Source organism: Pseudonocardia hierapolitana (genome assembly GCF_007994075.1).
Lineage (GTDB): Bacteria > Actinomycetota > Actinomycetes > Mycobacteriales > Pseudonocardiaceae > Pseudonocardia > Pseudonocardia hierapolitana.
On record NZ_VIWU01000001.1, the window covers coordinates 2,807,503 to 2,821,169 of the forward strand.

The following is a 13,667-nucleotide window of genomic DNA, read 5'->3' on the forward strand; positions in this document are numbered from 1 at the left end:
GTCGCCCTGCTCGCGGCGTGCGGCCGGTGCCCTCGAGGTGCCCCCGGACGCCCTCACGGCCGGCTGGTTCACCCTCGCCCCCACTCCGGGGTCCCCCGGACCGGCCGTCATCGCGGGGCACGTCGACTACGAGGGCGTGCCCGGGGTCTTCCAGCGCCTGGGCGAGCTGGAGCCGGGAGACGAGGTGACCGTCGTCCGCGCCGACGGCTCGACGGCGGTGTTCTCGACCTACCTCGTGGAGCGCTTCGCGAAGGCGCGGTTCCCGACCGAACGCGTCTACGGCAACACCGCAGGCCCCGAGCTGCGGCTCATCACCTGCGGCGGCGCGTTCGACACCGGGACGGGCCACTACCACGACAACGTCGTGGCGTACGCGCGGCTGGTGAGGGTCGCCTGAGTATCCGCCCCTGCGGCGGCGGTGGACGATGGAGCGATGAAGGTCGCCGTCGACTTCGATCTCTGCGAGTCCAACGCCGTCTGCATGGGCATCGTCCCCGAGGTGTTCGAGGTGCGGGAGGACGACTTCCTCTACATCCTCGACGAGAACCCTCCGGAGGAGCTCCGGCCGCGGCTCGAGCAGGCCGTTGCCGCGTGTCCGCGCGCGGCCATCAGCCTCGTCGAGGACGAGGGTTAGCCGGGGCAGCGGGACGCCCGGTGGCGGTCGCCACGAGCAGCACGCCAGCGCGACCGCCGCCGTGATGGCGTACGGCTGATCACTGCCACGGCACGATCGACGTCACGGGGATCGGTATCGCCGGGGCCGGAACCGGGTTCGGTGGTTGTCGAGCCGCCCGGGAGCACCGAGGATCGGGGCACCCCGCGCAAGGAGGCGAGATGACCGCCGTCTGGCACACCCCACTCACCCCGCTGGCGTTCCTGCAGCGCTCGGCAGAGGTCTTCCCCGACAAGACCGCGATCGTCTACGGCGACCGCAGGCAGACCTACGCGCAGTTCGCCGCTGAGGTCACGCGGGTGGCCCACGCGCTGCGCGGTTCCGGGATCGGCCCGGGCGACCGGGTGGCCTACCTGCTCCCCAACGTCCCCGAGATGCTGGTGGCCCACTTCGCCGTGCCGCTCGCGGGCGCCGTGCTCGTCGCGATCAACACGCGGCTCGCCACCGAGGAGGTGCGCTACATCCTCGACCACTCCGGGGCGAAGCTCCTGGTCGTCGACGCGGCGCTCTACCCGACGGTGGCGTCGCTCTCACGCCGGCTCGAGACGGTCGAGGAGATCGTCACGATCGTCGACCCGGCCAACCCGGGCGACGGCACCGGCAGCGGTGTCACCTACGACGACCTGCTCGCCCGGGGCAACGACGAGCCGCTGGCCTGGGAGGTCGCGGACGAGAACGCCTGCATCTCGATCAACTACACGTCGGGGACGACGGGGCGGCCGAAGGGCGTGCAGTACTCGCACCGCGGCGCGTACCTGAACTCCTTCGGCGAGGTCGTGCACTCGGGGCACACGTTCGACAGCGTCTACCTCTGGACGCTGCCGATGTTCCACTGCAACGGCTGGTGCACCCCGTGGGCGCTCACCGCCATGGGCGGCACGCACGTGTGCCTGCGCGAGGTGCGCGGCGACGTCGTCTGGCGGCTCATCCGGGAGCACGGCGTGACGCACCTCAACGGCGCGCCCACCGTCGTCACCACGATCCTGCGTGCTCCGGAGGCGGGCGATCTGGAGCACCCGATCACGATCACGACGGCGGGCGCCCCGCCCAGCCCCACGACCATCGGCCACGCCGAGCGGATGGGCTTCCGGATCGTGCACGTCTACGGGCTCACCGAGACCTACGGGCCGTACTCGGTGAACCAGTACCAGCGCTCGTGGGACGACCTCCCACCCGAGGAGCGGGCGAGGATGCAGGCCCGCCAGGGCGTCGGGATGGTCTGCGCCGACAAGGTGCGCGTGGTGGACGAGCGGATGAACGACGTCCCCGCCGACGGCACCACGATGGGCGAGGTCGTGATGCGCGGCAACAACGTGATGCTCGGCTACTTCGACGACCCGGCCGCCACCGAGAAGGCGTTCGCAGGCGGCTGGTTCCACTCGGGCGACCTCGGCGTCCTGCACCCGGACGGCTACGTGGAGCTGCGCGACCGCGCCAAGGACGTGATCATCTCCGGCGGCGAGAACATCTCGACGATCGAGGTCGAGCAGGCCGTGGTGTCCCACCCGGCGGTGCTGGAGGCGGCCGTCATCGGCGTGCCGGACGAGCAGTGGGGCGAGCGCCCCAAGGCGTTCGTGGTGCTCGCCGAGGGCCAGACCGCCACCCCGGACGAGCTGATCGAGCACGTGAAGAGCCGCATCGCGCGGTTCAAGGCGCCGAAGACCGTCGAGCTGGTGGAGCAGCTGCCGAAGACGTCCACGGGCAAGGTGCAGAAGTTCGAGCTGCGCGAGAAGGAGTGGGCGGGGCACACGGCCCGCATCCGCGGCTGAGCGCCCCCCGAGTCGCGGTCTCGGTGCACGCGAGTCGCGGGGTCGCCTTGCTCACACCGGCCGGGACCCCGGACACCGCTTAGCATTGCTCATATGGCTCGTCCCGTACGAGCGGCCGTCGGCGCCGTCACGACGACGACGGCGTCCGTGCTGCCGGTGTTCCTGACCGGCGCGCTGACCGTGCAGATCTCCGCCGAACTGGGGTTCGACCCGGCGGGCCTCGGGCTCGTCGTCGCGCTGTACTTCGGGATCAGCGCGCTGGCCTCGCTGCCGTGCGGATGGCTGGTCGAGCGGTACGGCTCCGGCCCGACGAGCCGGATCGCGGTAATCGGTGTCGCGTGCGCGATGTCGGCGATCGCGGCGTTCGCCCGCTCCTACCCGACGCTGGTGGCCCTGCTGCTGTGCTGCGCGTGGTGCAACGTGCTCGGCCAGCTCTCGTCGAACCTGACGCTCGCCCGGCACGTGCCGGCCACGCGGCTCGGGCTCTCCTTCGGCATCAAGCAGGCCGCGATCCCGATCGCGACGCTGCTGTCGGGCGCGGCCGTGCCGGCGATCGCGCTGACGATCGGCTGGCGGTGGGCGTACGTGATCGGGACGGGGCTCGCCCTGGGCGCGCTCCTGCTGACGCCGCGCGGTTCGGACGGCCGGGAGCGGGCCTCCGCGGCGCGGGGCGACCGGGCGACCGGAGCGCTGAGCGTCATCGGGGTGGCAGCCGGGTTCGGCGCGGGCGCCGCGACGGCGCTCGGGATCTTCCTGGTGGCGGCGGCCGTCGACCGCGGCATCGACGCCGGCCTCGCCGGGCTCACGCTGACGATGGGCAGCATCGTCGGCCTGACGTTGCGGCTGGTCAACGGATGGCTCGCCGACCGGAGGCCGGGCGGGCACATCGCGGTCGTCGCCGGGAGCCTCATGCTCGGCGCCGGCGGGGTCGTCCTGCTGGCGGTGCCGGGCTCGCTCGCGCTCGTGACCGGCACCGTGCTCGCCTTCGGGCTCGGCTGGTCGTGGCCGGGCCTGCTGCAGTTCGCGGTCGTGCGGCTGCACCCGGAGGCGCCCGCGGCGGCCACGTCGATCGTGCAGGTCGGGGTGTACGGCGGCGGGTTCGTCGGGCCGATCGCGTTCGGGTTCATCGCCGCGCACGCGTCGTTCCCGGTGGCGTGGCTGGCCAGCGCGGCCGCGATGCTGCTCGCCGGCGTCCTCATGGTGGTCGGCAGGCGGATGCTGATCGCCCACCGCGCCACCGTTGCACCCCTCGCGACTTCCTAGCACCAGTGCCGGATTCCGTGACCATGGTGGACGGCACCGCCGGGCCCGTTCGGCCCTGGCCGCGCGCGCCAGGGCGCCGCAAGCTCGGTCAGCGCGGGCACAGATGGGTGGTCGCCGCGAACACGACCTTTTGTGCTGACTCGAGGCCGATCCCTACTCGGACGGCGCGGCGGTGGTGGCGGGTGCCGCGGTCGTCGCCGGTGCAGGGGTGGACGTGACGACCGGTTCCGCCGGTGCGGGTCGACCCGCGATCGTCGTGGTCCCACACCCCACCAATGCGGCGAGGATGAGAACTGCGAGGACGGCGTGCGCTTCGGCGTTCACGACCGGCCTTCCCGTTCCCGCGCTTCCCGCATCAGCTCGCGCACGGCCGGAGCGAACAGGGCGGCAATCTTGCTGCGCTGCGCCCCGCCCGACGGTGGCGCGTCGTCCACTACGCGGCGGACGTATTCGGCCGACCGTCGTTCCGCCTCGGTCTCGGCGCTCTCGCTCTGCGCCGCGTCGTCGCGGTTCATCGGTCGGCCTTCACCCAGTCGGCGCATCCCTGCGGGTAGTGCGGCTGGCCGTGCCCCTGCTGCGGGGTGCTGGCCGTGCGGGGGGCCGCCGTGCTGTGGGTAGTTCATCGCACTCCTGTCGGGGGACGCTGATGAGGGGGGAGCCGCCGGTGGGCGTTCATCGCTTGTCCCCGTCGGTGCCGGTGGCGGCGCCGTTAACGGCCATGAGCCGCCGTGCGGTGACCCGCGCCCGGATGTTGTCGCGGGCCGGCAACGCCAACGCGCCGTCAGGGCACGGCCGCGGGGTATGCCGGTAGCCGGTGCCGGGCCGGGTGTACGCGGCGCACATGCCGTGGGAGTCGGCCACGTGCAGAGCTAGCAGGGTGGTGAGAGCGAACGGGTTGTTCCCCAACTCCCGCGCGAGTCGCCCGTCATCCGCGTTGTGCGCGACCGGAGGCCGGGGGGAAGCCCTCCATGCACGTAGGCGACGTCCTAACCGCGCATGCCGTCCAGCAGCAGGCGCAGGGTGCACTCCGCGGAGCGGGCGCAGATCTCGCTCGGTTCACCGTCGAGGTCGAGGCGTTGCACGCGGATGCCGGACCCGTCGTCGACGGCCACGTAGACGGTGCCCGGCTCCTGCCCGTCCTGCGCCGACGGTCCGCCCGAGCCGGTCACGGCCACGGCGACGTCCGCAGCGAGCAGCCGGCGGACCCCGGACGCCATCGCCTGGGCGGCTTCGGCGCTCACGACCGGCCCGTCGGGGACGTCCAGCACGGCGTGCTTGACCTCGCTGGAGTAGGCCACGAGCGATCCGCGGAACCACGCGCTGGCCGCGTAGGCCGCGGCGAGCGCGGTGGCCACCATGCCGCCGGTCAGCGACTCGGCCACGGCGACGGTGAGGCCACGGCGACGAGCCTCCTCCGAGATCTCGTCCGCAACCTGATCCCGGCCCTCGCTCTGCATCCGCCCCCAATACCCGCGCGCGCCGCCGGTCATGCGGCGAGGCGCCGCTCCAGTGCGATGGCGTCGAACGGCGCGTGCACCTTGGCGTCGTTGTCGAAGTACACGAAGACGTCCCGGCCGGTCGGCTCGACGGGCCCGGCGGGAGCCACCGTGAACTCACCGGTCGGTGCGTCCCCCGCACGCCAGGCCCGCACCTTCGCCGCCCAGGCGTCGAGGGCCTCGGCGGTGTAGCCGCTGGTGTAGAGCTCGGTGTCGCCGTGCAGCCGGACGTAGACGAAGTCGGCGGTCACGTCCTCCAGGTGCGGCCACGTGCCCGCCGTGTCGGCCACCACGAGCGCCACGTCCTGCTCCCGCAGCAGCTCCACGAACCCGGTCCGGCAGAACGTCGGGTGTCGCACCTCGAGCGCGTGCCGCAGCGGCCGGTCGGCGTCGGTCTCGGTGTGCGCGCGGCCCTCGAGCCGCTCGTCGTGCCGTTTCGCGAGCTCGGCGGCGGCCCCGGTGCTGCGCGGCAGCATCGCGAGGAAGGGCTCGATGCGCGCGGGGTCGAACGGCATGCGCGGCGGCAGCTGCCACAGCACCGGTCCGAGCTTCGGGCCGAGCGCCAGGACGCCGGAGGCGAAGAAGTTGGCCAGCGGCGTCTCGATGTCGCGCAGCTGCTTGAGGTGGGTGATGAACCGCCCACCCTTCACCGAGAAGAGGAACCCGTCGGGTGTCTCGGCGACCCAGGCGCGGTAGGACTCGGGGCGCTGCAGCGAGTAGAACGAGCCGTTGATCTCGATGCTGCTCACCTGCCGCGACAGGTACTCCAGCTCGCGGCGCTGGGCCAGGCCCTGCGGGTAGAACGTGCCCCGCCACGGTGGGTAGCGCCACCCCGACGTCCCGATCCAGACCCGTGCCACCCGCGCGAGCATTCCAGGGCAGGGGCAGGATGGCCGGGTGGACACCGGGGGACGGCAGCCGGCGGGGCGGGTAAACGCAGTGATCGTGACGGGTGCGGCAGGCGCCCTCGGGCACGCCGTGGTGGCGGAGTTCCGCGCCGCAGGCCGTCCGGTGGTGGCACTGGATCGGCCCGGCGAACGGCTCGATGCGCTGGGGGCGCAGGACGGTGTGCACGCCGTCGCGGTCGACCTCGCCGTCCGCCCCGCCGTGCACGCCGCCTTCGCCGAGGTGGACGCGCTGCCCGTCACCCCGGACGCGCTCGTCGCGCTCGCAGGCGGTTTCGTGCCGGGCAACCTCGCCGAGGTCGACGAGGAGCAGCTCGACGGGCTGTGGCGCTCCAACTTCGGCTCCGCCCTGTGGGCGGCGCAGGCGGTGGCGCCGCGGCTCGCCGCGCGGGGCGGGGGCGCGATCGTCACGGTCGGCTCGCGCACGGCGGTGACCGGCGCGGCCACGGTGGCCCACGCCACGAGCAAGGCCGCGGTCGTCCGGCTCACCACGCTGCTGGCCGAGGAGCTGCGGGCCGACCACATCCGGGTCAACGCGGTGCTCCCCTCCACGATCGACACGCCGGCCAACCGCGCCTGGATGACCCCGAAGCAGGTCGAGCGGGCGGTCGCACCGGAGGCGATCGCGAAGGTGATCGCGTTCCTCTGCGGCCCCGACGCCGCCCCGATCAGCGGTGCCGCCATCCCGGTGTACGGCGATGCCTGAGCTGCGGACGGCCGTCGGCGCCGTGCTCGACTGGCCGGTGGACCACGTCGCCGCTGCGGTGGTCGGGCCGTCCGGGGTGCGCGCCACCGCGGGCGACACCGATCGGGAGTTCAAGCTCGCGTCCGTGACCAAGCCCCTCGCCGCGTACGCGGTGCTCGTCGCGGTCGAGGAGGGCGCCGTGGAATGGGACACGCCGGCCGGCCCCGAGGGCTCGACCGTCCGCCACCTCGCCGCCCACACCTCCGGCCTGTCGTTCTCCGACGGCGTGCAGCAGGCGAAGCCGGGCACGAAGCGGATCTACTCCAACGTCGGGTTCGAGGTGCTGGGCGAGACCATCGCCGAGGCAGCCGGGATGCCGTTCGACCGCTACCTGCACGAAGCGGTTCTCGCCCCGCTCGGCATGGCGCACACGCGGCTGGAGGGTTCGCCCGCGGCAGGAGCGGTGTCGACGGCCGCCGACCTCACCCGGTTCGCCACCGAGCTGCTCTCCCCCACCCTCGTGCACCGCGACACCCTCGACGAAGCCACCACCGTCGCATTCCCGGGCGTCGACGGCATCCTGCCCGGCTACGGCCGGCAGAAGCCCAACGACTGGGGGCTGGGCTTCGAGATCCGCGACGGGAAGTCGCCCCACTGGACCGGCGCCAACAGCTCGCCGCGCACCTTCGGGCACTTCGGCCAGTCCGGCACGTTCCTGTGGGTCGACCCCGACGCCCGGGCGGCATGCGTGGTCCTGACCGACCGGGACTTCGGCCGGTGGTCGTTCGACGCGTGGCCCCCGTACACGGACGGGGTCCTCGCGGCCTTGTGATTCCGACGAACGGCGCGTTCGTCGGTACCTATCCGACGAACGCGCCGTTCGTCGGAATCAGTTCTTGGTGCGCCCCTGGCGCGGTGAGCGCTCCTCGCCGGGATCGGGCGGCAGGTAGGGGCGTGCCCAGCTGTAGACCGTGGTCATCGAGAGGCCGACGAGCTCGGCGATGCGATGCCAGGAGAGCGGTCCCGGCCGTACAGCTCGGCGAGCAGGCGCCCGGTCCGCTCGGGGCCCAGCTTCGCGGCAGCTCTACCCGACGGACGGCCCACCCGGACGTGATCATCGGCCTGGCGCGGATTCGGCCGTATCCGGCCGGCCTCGCACCGAACCGGTGATCAAGGCCGGGACGGCGTGGGCTGATCGCCAGCCTGGTGCATCGACGGCCTGATACGGCCGCTGCTGCACCCAACGGGCGATCACATCCGGAGGTCCCAGGCCGTCGCGGGCATGATCACCGGACGGGCGGTTCGCGGCCGGATACCGCCGGCGATGCACCCAACTGATGATCATGGGCGATCGCCCCACCCACCGAGGCCCAACAGGCTGGGTGCGTGGGCAGCCGTGGCCCTCCGGCCGTCTCCGCCACGCGGACGTGACCACCGTCATGCCGGGATCCGGCCGCCCGATCGGGAATCATCCACCGGGGTCGCCCGTTGTACAGCCTGTCCGGGCCGGGCGACCTGTGTCCCCGGGTCTCACATATCAGAGCCTTCACGGAATACCGTTCGGCTGGAGCCGTGTCGTGCCACTCGCCGCGAGGCGACCAGCGCCCGGTCCGGACACCCCTCGCGGGGCGGGAACAGATCCCGGCCCGAGAGGGTTGGAAGAACTGTCCGATGCCGGGCGACCCGTGTCCCCGGGTCCCACCCTTCTGCCGCCCTACGAGGCGTGCCACGCGCCGTGAGGCGACCGGCGCCCGGCTCGGACAGCTCCTCCCCCATCGACTTGCCGCGTCCGGCGTATCCCGCCGCCGTCGACGCGGCTGCCAGGGCGGCGCTGCCCCCGACAGCGCCGCCCACCAACCTCTCTTGACAATCATTGTCGACTGTAGTGCAGTCCCAGTCCGTGCCCCGCCGCTGGCTGTCCCTGCTCGCCGTTCCCCTGTTCCTCGCCGCCTGCGGAACGCCGGAGAGCCCGCCGCCGGAGGACGCGGTCGTCCGGGTCGTCACGCCCTACACCGTCCGCAGTCTCGATCCGATCAAGCAGGGCCTCTGGTCCCCGGAGTGGGGCTACGGCGAGCTGCTCATGCGGGCCACCGACGACGGACGGGTGGAGCCGTGGCTCCTGGAGTCCCTCGAGCCCGAATCGCCCACGTCGTGGCAGCTGCGCCTGCGGCCGAACATCCGGTTCGCCAACGGGAACCCGCTCACGGCGGCCGGGCTCGCTGCGGTCGTCGACCGTCATCTCGCGGAGAACGCCCGCGTCGGGGAGTCGCTCCCCGGCGCCGACGTGCAGGTGCTCGACGACCGGACGCTGCGCCTGACCACCGCCAGACCGGTGGCGAACCTCCCCCACCTGCTCGCCGACGAGCAGGGCATCTCGGTCTTCGACGCAGCCGCCACCGAACCTTCCGGCGACATCTACACCGGGCCGTTCCGCGTGCGGAGCCTCTCCGCGGAGGAGCTGGTGCTCGAACGCAACCCGAACTACTGGGGCGGCGAGGTCCGGCTGGACGAAGCCCGCATCCGGTTCGTGCCGGATCCGCAGGCGCGCGTGCTCGCCGTGCGCAGCGGCGAGGCCGACATCGCCCTCTACCCGCCGACGGAGGCGCTGGCCCAGTTCACGAACGGCAGCGGCCCGTCGGTCGCCGTGGCGGCCCAGCCCCTGCAGCACCTGCGTGCCATCCCGAACCTGCGCAAGGCCCCGATGAACGATCTGGCCGCCCGGCAGGCGTTCGCGCTCGGCGTCGACTACCGCCAGCTCGCCGAGGACGTCCTCGGCGTCCCGTACCGCGCGCCGGACGGCCTCTTCCCCGACGTCGTCGACTACGCGCTCCCGACGCAGCGCACCGACGCCGCCGAGGCCGCCCGCGTGCTCGACGCCGCAGGCTGGGCGCCCGGCCCGGACGGCATCCGGCAGCGGGACGGGGTCCGGCTCGCCGTCACGGTGCTGACCTACGGTTCCCAGCCCGACACCCGCACCGTCGCCGTCGCGATCCAGTCGCAGCTGCGCCCGCTGGGGATGGAGGTCACGATCGCGAGCGTGGACGACAACTACGCGGCCATGCGCGACCCGGCCGGCTGGGACGTCGGGCTGAGCTTCGACGGCACCCTCGGCTACACCTACGACCCGATCGGCCCGCTGCGGTCGTTCCTGACCTCCGGCGCGCAGCGCAACTTCGGCGGCGTGGCCGACCCGGAGCTGGACACGCTGGTCGCAGAGATGGAGGCCACGCCGGACGAGGCGGCGCGCCGTCCGCTGCTCGAACGCGCTCAGCAGATCATCGCGGCCAACCGGTACGTCGTGATCGTCGCGCAGCGCTCGTCACCGGCGATCGTCGCCGAGACCTTCGCGGGCTACCTGCCGTCGTCGGTGCTCCACCACATCAGTGCGCAGACCTAGCCTCCGCATCGCGCAGGCGGCGCTCACGCTCGTCGCGGCAGCGGCGCTCGTGTGGTCGCTGCAGCTGCTGGCTCCCGGGGACCCGGCCCGCCGCGTGCTCGTCGCCAACGGGGTGAGCAGCCCGACGCCCGCCCAGGTGGCCGCCCTGCACACCGAGCTCGGCCTGGACGAGCCCACACCGGCGCGCCTGGCGCGCTGGCTGGTGTCGGCGGCTCGGGGTGACCTCGGCACGTCCTGGCGCACCGGCGCCCCGGTCACCGCCGAGCTCGCCGAGCGACTCCCGGCCACGCTGCGGCTCGCCGCCGTCGCGCTGGGGCTGGCACTCCTGCTCGCGATCCCGCTGGCGCTCACGGCGGTGGCCGGGCGGAACCGCCTCCCGGATCTCGGCGGGCGCGGCCTGATGTTCCTCGGCGCGTCGGCCCCGAGCTTCGTGGTCGGCACCCTGCTGCTGGAGGTCGTGGTGCTGCGTCTCGGCATCGGGCGGGTGCTCGCCGACGGGTCGTGGGGCGGGGCCGTGCTGCCCGCGATCCCGCTCGCGCTCGCCGCGGCCGCGGTGTGGGCGCGGGTGCTGCGCGGCGCGATGCTCGACGTCGGCACGCGGCGGCACGTCCACGTGGCCCGGGCGCGCGGGGCCGGCCGGCTGCGTGTGCTGCTCGTGCACGTCCTGCCCGGGGCGAGCCCGCCCCTGCTCGCCGCGATCGGGATGACCATCGGCTCGCTGCTCGCAGGCGCCGCGGTGGTGGAGACCGTCTTCACGTGGCCGGGCATCGGGCCGTACCTGATCGACGCGATCGTCGCGCGCGACGTCCCGGTGGTGCAGGGCACGGTGCTGCTCGGCGTGCTGGCCTACGTCGTCGCGAGCATGGTCGCCGACCTCGCGGCCGCCGCGATCGAACCGGGCCGCCGATGACCGAGCGCGCCGAATTCTGCACGGGAGCCGTGCTGCTCGCCGGTCTCGCCGTGCTGGCGATCGTCGTGCCGTGGCTGGGCCCCGACCCGGACGCCACCGACTACGCGAACCGGCTGGCCGCCCCGAGCGGGTCCCACCTGCTCGGCACCGACCAGGCCGGGCGGGACGTGCTGGCCAGGGCCGCGGCCGGGGTGCACACCTCGCTCGGCGCCGCCCTGCTCGTCACGGTCGTCTCCGCAGCGGTGGGGCTCGTGGTGGGGGTGACCGCCGCGCTGGCCTGGGGCGTTGTCGACGCCGTGCTCTCCCGAATCGTCGATGTGGTGCTGGCGATCCCCCAGCTGGTGCTCGCCCTCGCCGTGGTGGGCGTGCTCGGTCCGGGACTGGCGAACCTCGTGGTCGCGATGGCGCTCGCCGGCTGGGCCCCGCAGGCCCGCTACGCCCGCACGTTCGCCGCGGGCCTGATGCACCGGCCGTACGTCGTTGCGGCCGAGCTCGCCGGGGTGCCGCGTCCGCTGGCCGCGCTGCGCCACGTCGTGCCGGCGACGACGTCCGGTGTCGCCGCGGTGGCCACGCTCGGCCTCGGCGAGGTCGTGCTCGGGCTGGCGGGGCTGTCGTTCCTCGGGCTCGGGGTGGCGCCGCCCACCGCCGAGTGGGGACAGATGGTGGCCGAGAGCACGACGGTCGCCGGGACGGCGCCGTGGCTCGTGATCGTGCCGGGCACGCTGATCGTGCTCAGCGTGGCGTGTGCGTCCCTGCTCGGCGACGCGATCGGCCGGGAGGCGCCCTGATGCTCGCCATCGAGGGCCTCTCGGTGCGCTACGGGGACGTCGTGGCCTTGCACGACGTCGACCTCACGGTCGCCGACGGTGCGGTCGTCGCGCTGATCGGCGAGTCGGGCTCGGGCAAGAGCACCCTGCTCGACGCGGTGCTCGGCGTCCTGCCGCCGTCGGCCACGGTGTCCGGCACGATCCGGCCCGGCGGCCTGCGGCGGGGCGTCGAGATCGGCTACGTGGCGCAGGACCCGTTCGGCTCCTGCGACCCGGTCTGGACGGTCGGGCACCACGTCGCGGAGGCCTGGCGGGTGCACGGGCTGCGTCCGCCGCGGGGCCGCATCGCCCGGCGGCTGGCCGGGTTGGGCGTCGCTCCTGACGGGCTGCGCCGCCGCCCGCACACCTGGTCGGGCGGGATGCTGCAGCGGGCCGACCTCGTGGCCGCCACGGCGCACGAACCCGCGCTCGTGCTCGCCGACGAACCGACCTCGGCGCTCGACGCCGAGCACGCCGAGGCCGCGATGGCCGCCCTGGTCGGCACCGCCCGCTCTGCGCTGGTCGCGGGCCACGACCTCGCCCTGCTGACCCGCCACGCCGACGAGGTCCACGTCCTGCTGCGCGGCCGCGTGGTGGAGCGCATCCGCATCGATCGCGGCGGCGTCCAGACGCTGGCCGCCCACGCCCACCACGAGCACACGCGAGCATTGCTGGCCGCGCTCCCCGACCGGTTGCAGCAAGGCCACCTGCACGCAGCGTCGTTGCAAGAAGCGTCGTTGCAAGAAGCGTCGTTGCAAGAAGCGTCGTTGCAGGTAGGTGGCCTTGCTGCAACGAGGGCCCCGGCGGCACGCCTCGAGCGCGTGACGCTGGGCCATCCGGGCCGCCCACCCGTGCTGGTCGACGTGGATCTCGACGTCCGGCCCGGCGAGGTGGTCGGGATCTGCGGGCCGTCCGGGCAGGGGAAGACGACCTTGTTGCGGGCGCTGGCCGGACTGCACCGGCCGGCGTCGGGCACCGTCCGGCTCGGCGGCGTCGACGTCTGGCAGGGGCGGCGGCCACGCCGGCCCCGGCCGGGGTACGTGATGCCGATCTTCCAGGACGTGTCGGCGAGCCTGGACCCGCGCTGGCCGGTGTGGCGGTCGGTCGCCGAGGCGGGCGTGACCAGGGCGGACGTCGAGCGGCTGTTCGCCGCCGTCGGCCTGGACGAGCGCCACGTCGACGCGCGGCCCGCGCAGCTGTCGGGCGGCCAGCGGCAGCGGGTCGCGATCGCCAGGGCGCTGGCCGGGAAGGCCGCGCTGATCGTCGCCGACGAACCGACGGCTGCGCTCGATCCCACGGTCGCGGCGGGCGTGGTCCGGCTGCTGCGCGAGGTGGCCGACGGCGGGTGCGCCGTGGTGGTCGCAAGCCACGACCATGCGCGAACCAACTCGTACGCGGATCGCGTGCTTCGGGTCGCTGAACTGGGAATTCATGACGGGAGCGCCTCGTTGTAGAAGGCGGACACCTCCGATTGCAAGGGCGGCGATCGCCATGAAGGGCGACCGAGTAGAGATCGTCATCGACGCCGGGAGCGGCACCACACGCACGTACGAGATCGAGGCCACGCGCGCAGGCCGGAAGGTCGCCATCACGCAGGCCCGTGGGGTGATCGAGGTCAGCGAGATCACGCGGGGCGGCACCACCACGCGCACGGCCCGCTTCCTCGCCAACCGCGTGCTGGCGCTCGTCGAGCACCCCGCGGCCGACAACCCGGTCGCGGACGAGCTCGTGCCCGCCCTACGCTCGGTCTGAACCCCTACCTA

The 13,667-nt window shown here is 73.6% G+C and carries 14 protein-coding genes and 1 pseudogene; 11 read left to right on the forward strand and 4 right to left on the reverse strand.

Features of this window, described 5'->3' with window-relative positions; genetic code table 11:
- Positions 1-25 precede the first annotated feature (25 nt).
- The 4 genes and pseudogenes from FHX44_RS13375 to FHX44_RS13390 all read left to right on the forward strand — a co-directional run.
- A pseudogene (locus tag FHX44_RS13375) lies at positions 26-397 on the forward strand (class F sortase); the annotation flags it as partial.
- A gap of 36 nt (positions 398-433) precedes the next feature.
- Positions 434-634, forward strand: coding sequence for a ferredoxin (locus FHX44_RS13380; RefSeq protein ID WP_147256099.1), 201 nt, complete (start codon positions 434-436; stop codon positions 632-634).
- A gap of 200 nt (positions 635-834) precedes the next feature.
- Complete coding sequence (locus tag FHX44_RS13385; protein WP_147256100.1) at positions 835-2,442, forward strand: acyl--CoA ligase family protein; 1,608 nt, start codon at positions 835-837, stop codon at positions 2,440-2,442.
- A gap of 93 nt (positions 2,443-2,535) precedes the next feature.
- Positions 2,536-3,705, forward strand: a complete 1,170-nt coding sequence (locus tag FHX44_RS13390) for an MFS transporter (RefSeq protein ID WP_147256101.1) — start codon at positions 2,536-2,538, stop codon at positions 3,703-3,705.
- A 320-nt stretch (positions 3,706-4,025) separates the two neighbouring features.
- Here FHX44_RS13390 and FHX44_RS13395 read toward each other — a convergent pair whose 3' ends face one another.
- From FHX44_RS13395 to FHX44_RS13410, 4 genes are all read right to left on the reverse strand, one after another.
- Positions 4,026-4,220: a hypothetical protein gene (locus tag FHX44_RS13395; RefSeq protein WP_147256102.1), complete on the reverse strand. Its 195-nt coding sequence runs from the start codon at positions 4,218-4,220 to the stop codon at positions 4,026-4,028.
- Positions 4,221-4,377: 157 nt separating this feature from the next.
- Positions 4,378-4,566, reverse strand: coding sequence for a hypothetical protein (locus tag FHX44_RS13400; RefSeq protein ID WP_147256103.1), 189 nt, complete (start codon positions 4,564-4,566; stop codon positions 4,378-4,380).
- Positions 4,567-4,691: 125 nt separating this feature from the next.
- The gene (locus FHX44_RS13405; RefSeq protein ID WP_246170351.1) at positions 4,692-5,195 is read right to left on the reverse strand and encodes a CinA family protein; all 504 of its coding nucleotides are present in this window, start codon (positions 5,193-5,195) and stop codon (positions 4,692-4,694) included.
- Positions 5,192-6,073, reverse strand: coding sequence for a DUF72 domain-containing protein (locus FHX44_RS13410; RefSeq protein WP_212612985.1), 882 nt, complete (start codon positions 6,071-6,073; stop codon positions 5,192-5,194). The genes FHX44_RS13405 and FHX44_RS13410 overlap by 4 nt, the downstream gene beginning before the upstream one ends.
- A gap of 73 nt (positions 6,074-6,146) precedes the next feature.
- Here FHX44_RS13410 and FHX44_RS13415 point away from each other — a divergent pair, with 73 nt between their 5' ends.
- From FHX44_RS13415 to FHX44_RS13445, 7 genes are all read left to right on the forward strand, one after another.
- Positions 6,147-6,812, forward strand: coding sequence for an SDR family NAD(P)-dependent oxidoreductase (locus tag FHX44_RS13415; protein WP_246170352.1), 666 nt, complete (start codon positions 6,147-6,149; stop codon positions 6,810-6,812).
- Complete coding sequence (locus FHX44_RS13420) at positions 6,805-7,623, forward strand: serine hydrolase domain-containing protein (protein ID WP_147256105.1); 819 nt, start codon at positions 6,805-6,807, stop codon at positions 7,621-7,623. The genes FHX44_RS13415 and FHX44_RS13420 overlap by 8 nt, the downstream gene beginning before the upstream one ends.
- A gap of 1,053 nt (positions 7,624-8,676) precedes the next feature.
- Positions 8,677-10,188, forward strand: coding sequence for an ABC transporter substrate-binding protein (locus FHX44_RS13425; protein ID WP_147256106.1), 1,512 nt, complete (start codon positions 8,677-8,679; stop codon positions 10,186-10,188).
- A complete protein-coding gene (locus tag FHX44_RS13430; RefSeq protein ID WP_147256107.1) occupies positions 10,175-11,098 on the forward strand; it encodes an ABC transporter permease in 924 nt (307 codons plus the stop codon). Before FHX44_RS13425 ends, FHX44_RS13430 begins: the two co-directional genes overlap by 14 nt.
- Positions 11,095-11,886, forward strand: coding sequence for an ABC transporter permease (locus FHX44_RS13435; protein ID WP_147256108.1), 792 nt, complete (start codon positions 11,095-11,097; stop codon positions 11,884-11,886). The genes FHX44_RS13430 and FHX44_RS13435 overlap by 4 nt, the downstream gene beginning before the upstream one ends.
- A complete protein-coding gene (locus tag FHX44_RS13440) occupies positions 11,886-13,358 on the forward strand; it encodes an ABC transporter ATP-binding protein (RefSeq protein WP_147256109.1) in 1,473 nt (490 codons plus the stop codon). The genes FHX44_RS13435 and FHX44_RS13440 overlap by 1 nt, the downstream gene beginning before the upstream one ends.
- A gap of 37 nt (positions 13,359-13,395) precedes the next feature.
- A complete protein-coding gene (locus FHX44_RS13445; RefSeq protein ID WP_147256110.1) occupies positions 13,396-13,656 on the forward strand; it encodes a hypothetical protein in 261 nt (86 codons plus the stop codon).
- Positions 13,657-13,667 lie beyond the last annotated feature (11 nt).